Genomic DNA, 17,327 nt, shown 5'->3' on the forward strand with positions numbered 1-17,327 from the left:
CCGTTAGAAGCTGACTTACAATCAACTAATTAAACAAAGTCTTAATTTTTTGTTAAAAAAACGTTTGCAATAATCGAAAAATGCCAAAACATAAATATTGAATTCTATATATTTGTTTTTAAAGAACGATGAAAATGATTTTCCTTAAAAAAACAAAGATACCACAAATACTTTTCTCAATACTAGTTTTGAGCTCTTGTGGTAATGACAAAAAGACTCAAACAAATACAACTCCTGAAGTCGAAGATACTTTACCTAAAATGAAACCATTAGGTCCGGAAACTAAGATTTCGCAAGCTTATATAAATTCAGTAACTGGACGAATAAATCATTTTTATGTTAAAAACTGGCCTAACAATAGTATGAACGGAAGTTTTTTAGTGGCAAAAAACGGTCAGATTATTTTTGAAAGATATAATGGTTTTGCTAATAAAAATGAAGGAACTAAAATTACGGCAGAAACACCGGTGCAAATTGCCTCTGTAAGTAAAGTTTTGACTGCAACAGCAGTTTTAAAATTGGTAAATGCCGGTAAAATCGATTTAGATCAAAAAGTAAATACAATCCTGAAAACATTTCCATATGAAGATTGTACGATCAGAATGCTTTTAAGCCATCGCAGCGGAATGCGTAATTACGCTTATTTTACAGATCACGATAAAACTGTTTGGGACAGACACAATCAACTTACCAATAAGGATATCCTAGATATTTTAGCAACAAAAGATGTTGGGTTAGAATCAAGAACCGGAACACGTTTTAGTTATTGCAATACAAATTATGCAATGCTTGCTCTTATTATTGAAAAAATAACAGGATTGACTTATAAAGAAGCTATGTCTCAAATGATTTTTAAACCTTTGGGAATGACACATACTTATGTTTTTGATGATGATAAAGACAGAAAAAAGATTGTTCCATCTTATAAAGGAAATGGTGTAGAAATTGGTTTTGATTATCTGGATAATGTTTACGGAGATAAAAATGTTTTTTCTACAGTACGAGATCTTTTAAAATTTGACAGAGCGAGAAATGCCCCGGGATTTTTAAAGCCTGAACTTTTAAAACAAGTTTATGCAGGTTACAGCAACGAACGCAAAGGAACAAAAAATTACGGTCTTGGTATTCGAATGATCAATTGGGATTCAGGACAAAACTATTACTTTCATAACGGTTGGTGGCATGGTAATACCTCATCGTATATTCCGTTGATGAAAGAGCATGTTACTATTATTGCATTATCAAATAAAATGACCAGAAACACTTATGCGGTTCGTAAACTGGCTCCTATTTTTGGTGATTATCCATTTAAATTTAAGGATGAAGAATAATATTATTTTTCTGCAAAATTTATTACAAACCTAACTTCAAATAGTATAAATTTGCAAACTCATTTTTGGGGTCGACTGGTTTTGACAGCAAGTCGAATTGAAAAGTAAGCACGTCGAGCATTGAGACCTTGCTCGTAAATATAAGATCTTACAATTTTACACGGCGAAAATAACTACGCTTTAGCTGCATAATCCGAATTATAGTAAGATTAAGCCACGTCCCTATCAGATAGGGAAGCTGGATTCTCCTTGAAAGCCTTGGTTTGTGGCGGTCAGTACAGGGGAACCGTAAAAATAGACCTAGATTTCCATGAGCTTCGGGTGGATATCGAAATTAAGAAGATAAGTGTTGAGTGGTTGTTCCTGACCTAGCTTAACATCGAAAATCCAATCAGGAAATAAACGCGTAGAAAGCTCTTTAGTTGCTTGTTTGGACCCGGGTTCGATTCCCGGCGACTCCACAAAAAAAAATCGCATTTACCTATAATAATGGTAATTGCGATTTTTTATTTTACATTTTAGCCTACATTATGCCGACAACATTTTTTTTAACTACTTAATATTGTACGGCAATTCAAAAGTAAAATAAAACCTTTGTATAATAGTGGATAATCTTTGCTCTTCAATTCCATTGTCGTTACGTTTTATATTTCCAACATTTAAATGAAGTACCAATGATTCTCTTGATGTCTCATTATAAATGTAACCTTCTAACTTCCCTTTGTTTATACGTACTAAAGCAAATGCTCCGCCGATAAAAATTTGTGCAAGGTTAGAATCGAAATGTTTATCAAGACTTTCGATAGCATACGTAAGCGTTGGACTAAATTCTAAACTAATTAATAATTCTTTACTATTAGGTTTATTAACAAAGTCGTAATTCGTTTGTCTTAATAACTTTAAAGTTTCTTCCATGATTTCCTGGATCATTCGGTCTTGTAAGATAGCCTGAGCAAATTTATGTTGATAAAAATCGAAATTACGCTCCTTTGGTCCTGTACCTGTTGCAAATTCATAAAGCAAAATAGCTACTGAGGCTTCGTAACTTTTTCTAAACAATGCTTGTTTTTCGTTTTCATGATCCAGTCTTCTAACTCCTGGATAAATTCGGTTTGCAGTTTTAGCCAATACGTTTCCAGCTATTTCATTAGGTAAATCACTAATTTCCTGCTTAATTTTTTCACGTATTTTTATTCTTTTTTCTTTTATTTTTTCTGCTATCTTTTCCTCTATTTTTTTTCTTATATCATTAATTTCTTTTATTTCATTATATAAATTTTTAATTAAATCAACATATGTTTCACTATAATGATCACTTAATTTCGTTCTTTCAAATTCTTCCCTAATTTCATCATAAAGATCTGTTAGGTCTGTTGTTACTTCTTCACCAATATCTATTAATGAATATATTACTTCTTCAATTGCAGAAATTCCAGTATTCAAAACAAGTATAACAACCTCATCTAAATTTGACAATACATAGATTACTTTTTCATTAAGTTTACCTTTTATTCTTGATAAACGCTCAAGTAACTTGTATTCTTTTAAATGTTTTGACTCTTCTTTTATTGCCTTTTTTGGATCAATCTTAAAATGCACAAACGTTTCAACTTTATATTTTCCAGGATCTTTCAGGATTTTATCAATATTATCCACTTTAAAAGTATCGCTCAGTTTTAAATAATACAATTCTTTTACCATCAATTGCCCAAGCTTTACCCTATCATCATATTTTGCAAAATTGAAAGTTATCTTTTTGTTTGTGGTAAAATGTTTTTCCATAATATCTTCTGTGATATCAGGAGCCATCCAAAGTGTAAAATTCTCATTAATCTGCTTAATAATAGCGTCTAATTCCTTATTTCCAGTAGTTTCTGAAACCTCATCTAATGATTTTTTCAGAAAACTATTGTTTAAATCATTAAAAGATGAATTTATATAATCCTGAACTAGAGTTTGTTCAAATTCTACCAATTTAAAATCTAATTCTTTCTGAGATAAATTTTTAAAACTTTGTTTATTTCCTTTGGCATCTATAAATTCTCCATTCAAACTTCCTTTACCTTCTAAAAGTAGTTTGACATTATTCATATTATCAGCAAACAAATATTTGTTTCCTCCTTTTAAGAAATCATCAGTTTCATCAGATAAGAACCAGAGATTTACAGGCATTTCTGGTGCTCCTAATGCCATTTCACCATCCATGGCAGTTCTAATAGACCCCATTGTTACTCTTGCTGCAGCATCAAACCATTCAGATATTATACCTTTAGTTTTTAAATAAGCATCAACGAATTGATAATACGCGTGACGCTGCGCAATTGTATGATATAAATAATGCTGACCATTAAGGGTATTATACAAGGATGCATCCCAAAAAGTAGATCCTTCTTTGGTTGGATTATCAATTCTGTCGTAGTCATACCATTCACCGGTTTTTAATGCGGGATAATTCCAAAATATATCACTTTCTATTTCACCTATACCATATTTAATCTCTACCTCATCTAACAATGTTCCTGACCAAATAAAATACATGTCTTCTAACCCAATGTTAGGGTACATTTTTTGAGGACTTAAGTTTGGATATATTACTTTTTGGGTCTGAATAGTTATTTTGCCAGGCAAATTAGGGAAAACTGATTTTAATAATAAGAATAATTCGTCATGTTCTGAAAATAGCTTTTGGACATTTATATCAGGATTTTTAATTTCTTTAATCATCCTTTTATAATATATTCTCAAATTTTCATTTGTTTCTTCCTTTGATAACTGCAATAATTTCAGAATCATTAATTCGCTTGTCTCTCCCCAATTTATATTATTAATTGCAGGCTCTTCAATTGTAGCGAGACGCCATTTTTGCAATCCAAAATACATTTTTGTAAAAAGTTCATGATCCTTTTTACCATTAAAATCCTGAACAGTGGCTCCTTTTTTAAAAGCCATAGTAATCTGTCTCCAATATGCTATTTCTTCAGTATTTTTTATTGCAATAGCAGCATCTAATTTCTTTTTGATTTCTGCTTTAATAGTTTCTAATGTAGGTTCATTGCTCTTTGTTTGAGGTATTGTTAAGGTTTGATTTACAGCAACACCCGCATAGGTCTGCGTAGTAATACCGTTACTGAAGTTTAATGTATTATTTCCTGCTCCTGATATCAGAGGAGTAATGTTGCCTGATGAGGAAGAACTCATTGTTGTTATTCCAGTGTTATCAGCAACGCCTCCCCCGATTAGAGCGCTTGAAGTTGTTTCTCCAAAAACCGAAGAAGTATTGCTAACCGATGTTGCTGTTTTTTTGATAGTTTCAGCAGTGGTATTGGCAGCGCCTTCTTCGATTGCGGTAGTATTTTTATTATTTTGCTCTTGCCATTCCTGCACTATATCTCTTTGCTGGCTCATTTCTTTGGAGACTTTGGCTAACTCTTTTATAATTGCATTGGTCAGTTCTTCTGAGCTTTTTAAATCAGCAGTATTTTTTATTGAAAGATTGAAATTGTGAATTGAATTTTTACTCATCGCTAGGTGTTTTTCTGAGTGTAAAAGTAATATCAATATTTAGGTTTTCTAAATTTTAAAACACTTGTATTCAGTAGTTTCAGCAGAAATACAACTTACTGAAACTACCGAATTCACAAGGCTTTTTTTTGCAGTTTTTCTATTCTTCTGTTCTACTTTTACACCCTCAAAAAAGTAACATTTATGCAATTTTTATTTGCAAATTCTGCTGTTATTTTCTTAAAAACAATCACCACATTATATATTAATCAAACTAAAAACGATAGCCATTATGGATTATTTATTATCGAAAGGCAGGAGAAAAATGCCAAAAATTCCAGACAAGAATAAATGTCAATATTCTTTTGATCAACCATTGAAAAATGTTGGTTTTCAGCAAAATTTATAATCTAATTAACTAAAAACAAGAAATATGGCCATACAAACATTAAGCACCATAAAAAACTGGTTTAGAACTGGTTTAAAACCAACACAGGCTCAATTTTGGGATACTTGGGATTCCTTTAGACATAAATACGAAAAAATTCCTGCAAAAGACATTGAAGGAATTGATGAATTATTAGCCGGAGATAAAATTATTCCGTCCGGACAGTTTTTAATTTTTAAGGTTAATCCAAATACAGCCAATGAATTAGAAGTTGGTGATAGCGTAATAGGATATTGTGAAGGTAATTTCCTTAACGAAGCAACTTATTACGGCGGAGATACGAGTTTGATGAGCAGTTTTACTAAATCAAATAATAGTGTAGGAAAAATTATAACATTCGGTTATAACGATCCAAACTATGGTGACTTTATAATTTATGAGCTTAATGATGAAATATTGCAAAGGGATTATAGCTGTGGAACATATAATGGAGTTACACTTATGTCTAAAAGACCGGGACAATTCGAATTTTCAGCAGAATATTTTAGTGCTTCCTACCCAAAAACATCGGTACAATGGCTTGAATTAACTCCTGGCACTATTATTAAATTAAGAGATACTATTGGTGATTTTGACGATTCGAAAGAATTTATAATACCAAACGTAGAAAAATAAGCATAAACATTAAAACAAATCAATATGAAAAAAGCAATTATACTGTGCATGTTAATCATCTGGATGGTGGCTGATGCACAAAATCAGATTACAACTAAACCACTACAACTTAACACAGTAAACAAAGGATTTGCCAGCGATAGTGTACTTGTATGGGGCAAAGATAAAATTGTGAAGTTTGTACCTAAAAGCAGTTTCAGAGCTGGCTCATCAACTCATATTACAGCTGGTTACAACATAACGATCAACGGATCTGGGGATATAAACAATCCATATATAATCAACTCCAGTTATCCAACAAATGGAGCAAGTTATTCTGATAATCCTTTTACGGCCTACTGTTTTATATATCCAGACAGAGGTTTTCAATATTATAAAAAAGAATCTCAAAGCAATGAAGGAAGATCTGCTCAGACAACTTATTCTGACTCAAGTATAAATTATTGGTTAGAAGGGAATGCTACATGGCCACAAAGTAATAATTCCCAATTAGAATTAAAATTTCCAAAACCTATTTCCGGTTACAATACTCACACCTTACCAATATCTGTTAATGGGAACTTTGCTGATTCAAGCGGTAACATTGAAATTTCAGAAGGTGGAGACCAAGTACCTAATTTAAGTCAAGTGCTAATATCAGGAAGCACAGATAGAACTGGGCAACTACTAAAATTTGAATCTCCAAATACAGGTTATATCGATAGTGCTTTTATGCTATATAATGGAATACATGTTTATGGAGCAAATAATGCTACACAAGTTTTCAATGATGGAATTAGTTTTAGCAACGAAATTTCAGATAGTTTCATAACTAATGTAAGATTAAAAGGATCACCAACAAAAGACAACACTAAAACAAGTACCTATAGATTTCCCGATAAGGTAAATGGAGAATACACCTTGGCTTCTACAGATGATTTAGGAACAATGGTTACTACAAATGGTACTGTTACCGGAACACAAACTTTTAAATTAGAAAGTAATGATCATATAACTTCAACTTACATGAAGAATAATGAGATTGGATCACAGAGTTCATCCGGAAAAGTTTATTTAAGAAATAATGCTTTGTCTTTTTTATCAGGAGGTTCATGTATTCAATTATCAAAATCTTCAACGCAAAGATCAAGCACACAAATTTTTGTCACAATGCCTGATAATAACGGTCAATTGGCCTTAAGAGATGAGTTTGCCTATGACAGTTCTGCAACTACAGCAATATCAGCAACAAATTTAAATTCAGACTTTACAAATGTCCCAAATGGTTTTAAAGTTAGAACGCAAATTGTAGACCCTTCTGACACATCAAAATTTATCATGTATGAAAAGACCTCTACAGGATGGATAGAATACTCATTTAAAAAAGTAACTCCTTAAAAATCAAAATATGAACAAAACAAAAATTGCAGTAATCGTTAGTTTATTAATTGTCTTAACAGGATTTATAGACACGAAGTTCGATCTTTTGCAAGAAGCAGGTTTTTCATTGATAACCATCAATAGAATCAAATTACTTGGGTTGTTTTTATCAGCTGCATTACCTGGCATTACACCTTTATTTTCGAAAGAAGAAAAGTAAAAACTGATTCTAAAAAGACTTAAAAATTTATTGAGATTTAAAAAAAACTCTTATCTCATTTAAACAAATATATCCAAGATTCTAAAGAGCCTAAATTTCCTAAGATCTTGGGTATATCTTGAAAGGTTTCCCCAAAAAAAACAATACATAAATTAAATTAAAAAATGGCAATACAAACATTAAACACGATAAAAAACTGGTTTAGAACTAGTTCAAAACCAACACAAGCTCAATTTTGGGATACTTGGGATTCCTTCCGACATAAATATGACAAAGTTCCCGTAAAAGATATTGAGGGAATTGATGAATTGCTTAAATCAAAAACAGAACAATCTGATTTTAAAACAATCAATGGTCAATCTTTAATAGGTTCCGGAGATATATCTGTAGGAGATGTGGGATCAGAAAATTTAGATCAGGTATTAACAAATGGTAATAGATCATCTCAAGAAATATTTATTGGAGAAGAATCAATACAGCAAGTTCATGTAAAAGATTATGGAGTATATATATCAACTAAAGACAAACAATGGGCTGAGTTTTCAAGCAATGGTTCATATCTGACTACTCAAAATGAAACAGAAGTTTTAACAGAATCTTCTTTTGGTACTGAACAATTATATTTTTCTGTTAATGGCGGAACAAGACAAGCTTTTTTTGGTCATCTTAATGGTCTGTTCTTAAAGATGGGACAAGGAGGTTCTTTTAATCTTAGATCTGACCTTCTTACTGAGGCGTTAACCGTAAATGTACCTAATACAGCAGGATACCAAACTATGCCGTTGTCTGTAAACGGAAACTTTGCAGATGAAACTGGAAATATTGTAATTGAAGGTGTTGAGAGTTCACAAACATTAGATCAAGTATTAGAAAATGGCAATACTTCCGGCAAATCTGCCAATATAGGAGGCGTCTGGATAAATCCAACACCAGGAAACAATGTACTTTTAGGATCTGCCAATACCGGACAGGGTTTACCTAATAGCAATTACAATACAATAGTTGGTATTGGAGCTGGAGCATATGCATCAGAAAATTATTATTCAAGTATGTTTGGAACTTATGCCGGACAATCAAGTTCAGGAATGAGTAATACATTTTTAGGATCTTTTTCTGGTAATCTTAATTCTGGATCAGGTGCAGTAGGTATAGGAATAAATGCAGGAAGAAGTAATACAAATAACAATGTTATAGTATTGTCCGGATTAAAATATGGAGATGGAGGTACTTTATTACCATCAAATGACCATCAATTTGTTATTGGATCTGTCGCTGACAAACCAATACGATTTAATACTAATGTAGAAACTCCTTTAGATTTTAATTTTCCATCACGATCAGGGACATTAGCAACCACAGATGACATAGCAGCAAACCCCACATTACAGCAAGTCGTTACACAAAACCCAATAATTTCTAATGGTCAAAACATTATAAATGAGCTTGGAGCAGGAAGAACGGTTGTAGGTCCCGGAGTTATATCAATATATGAATCTGGTACATTTGAAAAACACAGTCACTACGGAAGCCGTCATATACAGTTCCTTGACGGAACTGGTAATCACGCAACAATATGGGGAGAAGGTGGTAACGGAACTTATTTTATGCCAAATAAAGCAAATGGTAACTATACTCTGGCAACTACCAAAGATATTAAAATAGGGACAAATGCTCCCAGCTCATCTACTGATACAGGAGAGCCAGGAGAAATTAGATTAGTAGCGGGCTATATATACTGGTGTACGGCACCTAATACATGGTTTAGATCTGAAGCCTCATCCTTTTAAAAACAATCCCAAAAACTGTACTTTTTTAAAGAGTAATAATCTAAATTTTTCAAAATCTAAAATTCAATTACCTAGTAAATTCATTTATATGGCAACAAATATCACCACCATTCTCAACTGGTTTAAAACCGGTAAAAAGCCAACTCAGGAACAATTCTGGAGTACCTGGCAAAGCTTTTGGCACAAGGACGAAACAATCCCGCAAAGCAGCATAACAAATCTGGTAAGTTCACTGGATGCTAAGGAAAACTTAGGAAATAAAAGCTTAACCATTTCCTCATCATCAACAAACAATGATTATCCGTCTTCAAAAACGGTTTATGATTTTGTAAATGAATTTGTAAAAACCGAAAACAATTTAAATACTGAAGATATTTTAAATCTGGTTGAATCTAACTCTTTGATTCCGGGTAATTATTATTTGATAAATGATTTTCAAACCATTTATACAATTAACGGTTCAGACTCTGCTCCAAAAATAACAACAAAACGAATTGATTCTTTTCCGGCAAATTACGCTGCTCTAAACGGTGGATATGATTTAAATTTAATTGTAGGCAAAACTGTGGTAATTAGTAAGCTTCCGGCCGGTTATTCAGGGGCGTTAACCGTTGGTTCAAGCACAACTGTTTCCCTTTCATATATGGGTTATTATTTCCGTTTTGCTAATGGAATGCAAAATGTTTTAGGATTAGAATTTGAATATTCAATGCCCAGATATTCTAATGGAATTGCTGATAATTTAGTTGTTAACGATTCTAACGGAAAACCTGTAATACGCCCCGGAGGAGTATTAAATACTGAAGTACATAATGGTACGCAGTATATGAATATGTTAGCAGATGAAAACCTTGGAGTTCAGCTAGAATCAATTATTTTAAGGGCAAAATCCAGCAACGAATTTGAATTAGAAGGAAAATCAATCACATATCCTGACGATATTATCGAATATAGATTGCCTGTTGCAGGCAATGTTGCAACAAAAGGCACAATATTAAGACGATACAATAATGCTCTTAATATTGATTTAAAAATTGACTGGAGAGTGCAACGCTATCGCAGATGGAAAATTTCTGCTGATTCAATTTTAAAAATACTTAATCAAGATCAACCAGTTACTTCGTTAACCGGATTTGCTGGTGTTTACCAATTTACAGCGACAAACTCAACTAAAACAACAACTGAACGTTTTTATATAGCGTCAGATTTAGATAGTGAATCATTAGCTATAGATGCTGACACAAAGATTATTGATTTCACAATGGAGGTTAGTTCTTATGATCAGGCCAAAGATTTTACAATCTTTAAAATAGATCAAAATCATCAACCCGTCAATATTAAAATGATGAAGGTTTCCGGATCTTTTGACAATACCGTGATTCAAAATAATTTAAGTGAAATAAATTTTGATACTAATATAGATGCTGAAGTATTAAGCAATACAACATTTGTATGTTCTGTTACAATCAGCGGAACTTTTAGTAAAATATATGAAAGCTTATTTTTAGATAGTTTTCATATCACATCTGATAATAGTAAGGCAGAAATCGTGATTAGTAAAATAAAGTCATTACCGTACTTCATGATTGAGGGAGCAAATTCTTCGCAAATTTTTAATTCTGTAATTGGGGTTAATACTAATAATTATAGTAGTGCTCCTAATCCTTCTGTTAGATGGTTAAGAATAGAAAACATACAAGGTTCATTTTTAAAAAAAGTACTTTTAGGCGGTTCATCAACTTATTATAATTTTAATAATTCTCAAATTAACAACTGTACTTTGTTTTTCTATTATAATCAACGTAATGAGTATTCAATATTATTTTATGAAAACAGCAAATTAATATTTAATAATTGCCTCATGCTTTCAATGTCAATCTTCAACAGATCTAAATTGGGTAATGTCATATTTAATGATATACTAAGCAACGTTTTTTATGCACCGCCATCTGTGTCAGGAAGGGATATTTACACCAATTCAACAGATTTAAATGAAATTCAAATTAAAATGAATAAATACACTCATAAGTTATACTATGAAGAGCGCGATGCATTAGATGTTTTAACCGTTAAGACATATGCAACTCCTTTGCCATAAAATGAAATTATAATTAGAGCATAAAAACAATTCATTACCATTTTAAAATAAACATCCAAGATGCCTGAGAATATAAATTCTCTGGCTTCCTGGGTATTTTTGCTTCTGCGTATTTGAGAAAAACATGATTGTAATTATTCTAAAATATTTAATAGATTATCTGAACAAAAAAAACTTTTAAACACTGATAAACAATAATTTACAAACATTTTTTTCTTACTGAAACTACTGAATACAGACCTTCATTTTTTCGTTTTTCACACTCTTCCGCCGTATTTTTACATACTCTAATTCCAACAATTGGTTTGCCTGAAAGGCGAAAAAAAATTACTGCTTTCAAAATATTTGTGAAAGTGGGCACCTCAACTATACAAATAACTTTTAGCAATCATAGTAACAATTAAACAATAACTAATCATGGATTATACACCCAGAGATTTAGGAGAAACACCTAAAACACCAGACATGAGTAATTTTAAAAATCCTTTAATGCAAGCATCAGAAGGAAGCATTTTTATAGAAAGTTTTAATATCACGCCTTTAAATCTATCCGAAAAAGGAGAAAACCTGACCGAAATTATAAAAAAAGAAAGCAGGGACAGCAGTATTTAAATATTCTAAAGCTTTCAACCCACAATTCTGCATCACAAAAAAAACAAAATCTAAAACCCTAAAAAATGCCAGACGAAATAGCCATAGAAAAACTAAAAGAAAAATACGGAACAGTATTAAAACTGACTTCTGATGATCAATTAACAACTACTTACTGCAAGAAACCATCCTTTAACACATTTATAAAGTATCAAAATAAATACAAAGACAATCCGCATGAAGCGATCTTGTTTTTATTTAAGGAATGTGTTCTTGACAAGCAAAATTATGATGATGAATTTATGCTTTCGGCAGGAAATTCTATTGTAGCAATGGTCAAAAACGATAGCGAATTCACCATCGATTCGACGCCAAAAAAAGATGAATTCAAAAAATCTGCTGCGCTTATTCGTCATGCGTTTCAGGTAGATCCGTATCAATTATCAATAGATGAGTTTTATAAACTACTTGAAGAAGCTCTTTGGCTGCAAAAACATAACGATAAAAGACTGGAAAACACCTTCATGACAGCTCTTGCACAAACATTTTCAAATTAAAAAACAAAAAATAAATCATTATGAAATTCAATTTTAATGTAAACGAAATTTTAAATACAAAAGACACTGAATATAGCGGTATAAATTATAACGAATCAGAGTCGAAAGATTTTATTATCGACAAAACCGGAGGTGAATTTAATCTAAGGGTTTTTGCTCCTTTGGTTTTTGAACCTCTGATAAAAACAGATCTAAATTTACCCTCTCTAAGAATAGATGCTGTTACGGTTAATCTGAATCGTTCAAAAATTATAAAAAAAGAAGGGATAGAAGGAAGAGATTCAACTATTAAGGAACATATTACAAATGGTGATTTCAGCATTTCGATAGAAGGATTAATCGCCAGTGAAACAGGAGATGAATATCCAAAGGAGAAACTTTTTTTACTGAAACAATTCCTGAATGCTCCTTATGCCTTAAGAGTAACGCATGCGATTTTGAACCGATTTGGTATTTATGAATTGGTGATAGACTCCTACTCTATTCCTTCTATTTCTGGAACAAAAAACATTCAAAAATTTACTGCCAGCGCCACATCAGATGAAACTGTAGAACTAATAATTAGAGACAATGCTTAAACTAAATGCTAAAATTAGAGTTTACGAGACAGTAAAACTTATCCCAACTCCTAAATTTTATGAATTTACCTATGTAAAAAATGTAGACATAAGCAGTTCATACAAATCCCTTACTGATACAGCCACTATTGTAATGCCTCAAAAAGTATATACAGATACAAAAGGATTTGATCAGAGCTTGTTTACAATTGCAAACGGTACCGAAAAAACAATTCATGACTTTTTTAAACTCGAAAATTTCATAGAAATATTTTTAGGCTATGATGGAGATTACAAACCTGCTTTTAGAGGTTATATTACAGGAGTACAAGCTGATATAAATGCTGTAATAACTTGCGAAGATGCAATGTATGCTTTTAAAAAAGTAAAGGCAGTAAAAGATGATGATGTTCAGGATAAGAATGATACTCTGAATTTTGTGGCTACAAATCCAACTACGAATGTCGAAAATTTTAATCCAAAAACCTTTTTCGAAAAGAGAATCAAAGAATTGAAATTACCTTTTAAAGTAAATGCCCTTGACGAAGAATTAGGAAATATAATGATCAACAGAAACCAAAGTCTTGCCCAGGTTTTTGAGATGCTAAAAGAAAAAGGAATATTTACTTATTTTAAAATCGAAGATGCTGCGCCAGTACTTACAATTACTAATAATCCGCAGCAACATACTGCAGTTGAATTAGCCGGTTTTATAGATCGAAATTTTATTAAAAGTCCGTTAGCAGGAGCACTTGTAAAAAAGTTGATTAATCAGGGGATTTCTCTTTTAAGTGCTCAATTAAGTAAAGCCACTCAATCCCTTTCTGATCGTTTTTTAGGACAAGTACGTTTTAGGTTTCGTTATAATATTATCGAAGATAAATTAGTTGTGGTCAAAGAGTCTACAAAAAATACACGTTTACGAGTAGAAAAATACTTTAAAAACTCAAACACTCCAATTTATATTGAATTGGGCGATCCGAACGGGCAATTAACAAAAACCCATGTTTTACATAATGATACGGATGATTTGCCAAATGATCCAACTGCTTTCAAAAAAGCAACGACACAAATAGCTTCAGAATTGTATCAATATGCTGCTTTAAGAGCAATGGAATCTAAACCAAGCGGGTTTGAAGGTTCTTTTCTAACATTTGGAGAACCGTTTGTACGACCTACAGATCAGGTAATTCTTGAAAACGCAAAGGATAAAGAAAAAAACGGCACTTTTCAGGTCGAAAAAGTAGAACGAAGTTTTGGCGAAAGCGGTTATCGACAAAGGATTTTTATAGGACGAAGAGTAGAAGCAATTTAAAAAAACAAAAATGGGAAATATAACAGATCTAATAAAAGATGTCGCCAATAAAAATCAATTGATTGAAACTTTTGCGGCAAAAGTCATCGAAATAAATAAGGAAACAGAATCACCTCATAATACAAATGATGCTTATACGGTAAATATTATGCGCGCTGATGGCGCCATACTTAAAAACGTAAGATTGAAAGCTTCAATCCTTGATGTAGAACAAGGAATTATTACCATTCCTAAAAAAGACAGCTGGGTTTTGGCCACAATTATTGACAAAGTAGAAACGAGAGCGTTTGTTTCGCAATTTTCTGAAGTTGAAAGACTTATGGGAAGAATTCAAGGAACAAATGAACCAAAATTGCTTTTTGATTATAGCAGCGATGGCGAGTTATTACAAATTCGTTATGTAAAAACTGACATAATAACAGAAACCGACGAAACAAAAATTATTGATGTAGCTAAAATCGAATTTAACAAAGATAAAAACTTTAAGGTAAGCTACTTTGATGACGATGAAAAACCATTGGCAACTACACATTTTACATCTGAGAGCTTGACAACAACTTTTAATTCGATTAAAGACAAGCAAGTAAAAGAACGTGTGGCATTCACTCTTAGACAAGGAGAAGCTACCTTAAAATTAAATAATCAAGAAGGTAAAAAACAAAGTACTATCACAATAGATCAGAATAAAATTTCTGGTTTACTATATGATGATCAGGAAGCTGAAAAATTAGTTTTTGAATTAAATAGTGAGAATGACAGTATCCAATTAAGGAAAAACGATAAGAATTTAATCGAACTGAAAGGAAAAACAGCCATTACTTTAAAAAGCGAAGGAGATATTAACATTGAAGCAAAAAATATTAATCTGAAATCGACTGAAAAAATCAATATAAATGCCACAGGAGATACTATTATAAGCGGAGAAAAAGTAAAAATTAATTAAATTATGGCTACCAAATATGTATGCAACGGTGCGTTATGCGTCTGCAATAAGGGCGCTACAGGAGGCGTTTTAGAAGTAAAATCTCAAAGCAACATTTTTATTCAGGAAAAATTGATGGCTACTGATAGTGATTTAACTTTCGAAGTTCCTCTTACTGGACTCTGTTCAATAACTCAAAAAGCATGTAAACCTGCTTTATTGACTAAATGGGAAACACCTGCAAGTAATGTATTCGAAGGAGATAAAAAAGCTCTTTTACAAACCTCAACCTTAAAATGTGATGTTGGAGGGGAGATTAGTATAACAGATCCACAACAAACTGGATCTAGAACTGTTATATTTGATAATTATTCAGCCTCGGAAATCATAAAAACAAAGCAAATTGTAAGTGCTTCCTGGATGACTGGAGATTTTAAAAACAATATAAAAAATGCCTCATATAATGAAAAAATAAGTCTTTTAGTTAAAACTATTAATTATGAAGCCGGAGAAACAATCACTATAATTGTAGATGAAAAAGATGGTAAAGATATAAATCAAGGTATTAAAGAAATTAGTTTAAGTGGAATAGTCAATGAAAATGGTTTTGCAGAGTTGAAAGAAATTATAGAAATCGAATCACCAAAACAAAATACAACATGGATATAACACTTCAAATAAAAGAAATTAGTGGTAATACTAATTTTAAACAAGTTTCTTTAAAAATTAGTAATCCAGTAGAAGGAGATTTTTTTGATGTGTCTGGAAATTATTTGGGTTCAACGAAACAAAGCAAAAAAGAGATTTATATTTTGGGTAGGGATTTTATAAAAAATCCCTATTCCAGAAATAATCTTCCCAAAGATTTTTATGACAAACAAGTATCCTTTGATGGGCGAGGCAATATAGTAAACAGTAAAATTGGTGGTCAATACGGAACTATAATTACTGATTTATCAATTGAAACCAAATCAAAAATCGTTGAAAGAATTTTTAATCATTACTATACTGAGGCAGGTTTTAATTTGAATGAATTAAAATATAGAACAATTACAGATGCAGATGACTTAGACAGACATTTAGATAAGGCTGAAATTCAAAGACGAAATGATAAATATACGGAAGGTAGAAGACTTCAACTCGAAGGCACCGGATTTGCAATAACCAGAATTGGAGGATATACTAATTATTCTGATTATTTGAAAAAATTTGAAGGTGAAATAAGCATCTGTTATTCCCATCTTGGATTTAATTTTGACACCGGTTATGACATTATGAGTATTTGTGCACATGAACATAAACATCTTGAAGATTGTATAAAAGATTTACAAAATAATACCAAGATAAATTCAGAAAACAGAGCATATACTCATCAAACTCTAGTTGACAAAAATTGGCCTTTTGTGTCATTTCGATTTAAAGCTGGAATGTATTTTAATACTCCAGCAAGCTCAAACATGTATAAAGATGACTTTAAAAAAGCATTTGGAAAACAGGAAGATTATCAAGGATTTATTGAATATGTACCAGGTAAAAACATCACTTTATGAAAAAAATATCATTTCTATTTTTATTTTTATTAGCTGTTTCTTGCAGCAAAGATAAAAAAACACAACCTCTTACCTCTATAGAGAAAATCGAGTATATCGACTTAGATTACGAAAAACAGCCAGGTGTAATTATAGATATTCAAGTCAATGACTCAATTATAGCTAAAAAGTTTGAAAATAAAGAACTAAGAGAATTTATAATATATTCAATCAAAAAGGAAGATAGAAATTATTTTTCTTATGAATTGTGGAAAGCTCCAATAAGAAAAGGGAATGTTTTTTCATTTTTAATTCGTACAAGTTATTTTTCTCAAAATATTTCGGATAAAGGAAAAAAAGAAAAAAAAATTTGGAATAAAGATAATATTACAAAAGCATTAAGTGGTGATATAGGTTTAATTTTTAATAAAGATACTATTCATGTTAAACCTAGTAAAGATCGGAAAATCGTAATACAAGAACTAAATAATTGAAAA

General features: G+C 31.6%; 16 protein-coding genes and 1 other RNA gene. 16 read left to right on the forward strand and 1 reads right to left on the reverse strand.

What is annotated here, in order from left to right; genetic code table 11:
- Positions 1-128 precede the first annotated feature (128 nt).
- Positions 129-1,331, forward strand: a complete 1,203-nt coding sequence (locus BXU01_RS09880; RefSeq protein WP_083693045.1) for a serine hydrolase — start codon at positions 129-131, stop codon at positions 1,329-1,331.
- Positions 1,332-1,398: 67 nt separating this feature from the next.
- Positions 1,399-1,795, forward strand: a transfer-messenger RNA (tmRNA) gene (gene ssrA, locus BXU01_RS09885).
- 88 nt (positions 1,796-1,883) lie between these two features.
- Here ssrA and BXU01_RS09890 read toward each other — a convergent pair.
- Positions 1,884-4,853, reverse strand: a complete 2,970-nt coding sequence (locus BXU01_RS09890) for a hypothetical protein (RefSeq protein WP_083693047.1) — start codon at positions 4,851-4,853, stop codon at positions 1,884-1,886.
- A gap of 183 nt (positions 4,854-5,036) precedes the next feature.
- Between BXU01_RS09890 and BXU01_RS23655 the strand changes: the two genes are divergently transcribed.
- The 14 genes from BXU01_RS23655 (at position 5,037) to BXU01_RS09955 (ending at position 17,324) form a co-directional block, all read left to right on the forward strand.
- Positions 5,037-5,183, forward strand: a complete 147-nt coding sequence (locus BXU01_RS23655) for a hypothetical protein (protein WP_165689774.1) — start codon at positions 5,037-5,039, stop codon at positions 5,181-5,183.
- An 82-nt stretch (positions 5,184-5,265) separates the two neighbouring features.
- Positions 5,266-5,895 (forward strand): hypothetical protein, encoded by a 630-nt coding sequence (locus BXU01_RS09895; protein ID WP_083693049.1) that lies wholly within the window; start codon positions 5,266-5,268, stop codon positions 5,893-5,895.
- Positions 5,896-5,919: 24 nt separating this feature from the next.
- Entirely contained in the window at positions 5,920-7,272 is a 1,353-nt protein-coding gene (locus BXU01_RS09900) for a hypothetical protein (RefSeq protein ID WP_123774011.1), read from the forward strand.
- A 10-nt stretch (positions 7,273-7,282) separates the two neighbouring features.
- Complete coding sequence (locus tag BXU01_RS09905) at positions 7,283-7,474, forward strand: hypothetical protein (RefSeq protein ID WP_083693053.1); 192 nt, start codon at positions 7,283-7,285, stop codon at positions 7,472-7,474.
- 164 nt (positions 7,475-7,638) lie between these two features.
- Entirely contained in the window at positions 7,639-9,261 is a 1,623-nt protein-coding gene (locus BXU01_RS09910) for a hypothetical protein (RefSeq protein ID WP_083693055.1), read from the forward strand.
- Between the two features lie 88 nt (positions 9,262-9,349).
- Positions 9,350-11,359: a hypothetical protein gene (locus tag BXU01_RS09915; protein WP_083693057.1), complete on the forward strand. Its 2,010-nt coding sequence runs from the start codon at positions 9,350-9,352 to the stop codon at positions 11,357-11,359.
- 417 nt (positions 11,360-11,776) lie between these two features.
- Positions 11,777-11,971 carry a hypothetical protein gene (locus BXU01_RS09920; RefSeq protein ID WP_083693059.1) on the forward strand — a complete coding sequence of 65 codons (195 nt, stop codon included), beginning with the start codon at positions 11,777-11,779 and terminating at the stop codon, positions 11,969-11,971.
- Positions 11,972-12,036: 65 nt separating this feature from the next.
- On the forward strand, positions 12,037-12,507 hold the full coding sequence (locus BXU01_RS09925) for a hypothetical protein (protein WP_083693061.1): 471 nt from the start codon (positions 12,037-12,039) through the stop codon (positions 12,505-12,507).
- Positions 12,508-12,527: 20 nt separating this feature from the next.
- Positions 12,528-13,085, forward strand: a complete 558-nt coding sequence (locus BXU01_RS09930; RefSeq protein ID WP_083693063.1) for a DUF6046 domain-containing protein — start codon at positions 12,528-12,530, stop codon at positions 13,083-13,085.
- Positions 13,078-14,379 (forward strand): hypothetical protein, encoded by a 1,302-nt coding sequence (locus tag BXU01_RS09935; protein ID WP_083693064.1) that lies wholly within the window; start codon positions 13,078-13,080, stop codon positions 14,377-14,379. The genes BXU01_RS09930 and BXU01_RS09935 overlap by 8 nt, the downstream gene beginning before the upstream one ends.
- A gap of 10 nt (positions 14,380-14,389) precedes the next feature.
- Positions 14,390-15,322: a hypothetical protein gene (locus BXU01_RS23865; protein WP_083693066.1), complete on the forward strand. Its 933-nt coding sequence runs from the start codon at positions 14,390-14,392 to the stop codon at positions 15,320-15,322.
- Between the two features lie 3 nt (positions 15,323-15,325).
- Positions 15,326-15,970 carry a DUF4280 domain-containing protein gene (locus BXU01_RS09945; RefSeq protein WP_083693069.1) on the forward strand — a complete coding sequence of 215 codons (645 nt, stop codon included), beginning with the start codon at positions 15,326-15,328 and terminating at the stop codon, positions 15,968-15,970.
- Positions 15,961-16,851: a hypothetical protein gene (locus BXU01_RS09950; protein WP_083693071.1), complete on the forward strand. Its 891-nt coding sequence runs from the start codon at positions 15,961-15,963 to the stop codon at positions 16,849-16,851. Before BXU01_RS09945 ends, BXU01_RS09950 begins: the two co-directional genes overlap by 10 nt.
- Entirely contained in the window at positions 16,848-17,324 is a 477-nt protein-coding gene (locus tag BXU01_RS09955; protein ID WP_083693073.1) for a hypothetical protein, read from the forward strand. Before BXU01_RS09950 ends, BXU01_RS09955 begins: the two co-directional genes overlap by 4 nt.
- Positions 17,325-17,327: the final 3 nt, after the last annotated feature.

The sequence above is a fragment of the [Flexibacter] sp. ATCC 35103 genome (assembly GCF_001975985.1).
Taxonomy (GTDB): Bacteria; Bacteroidota; Bacteroidia; order Flavobacteriales; family Flavobacteriaceae; genus Flavobacterium.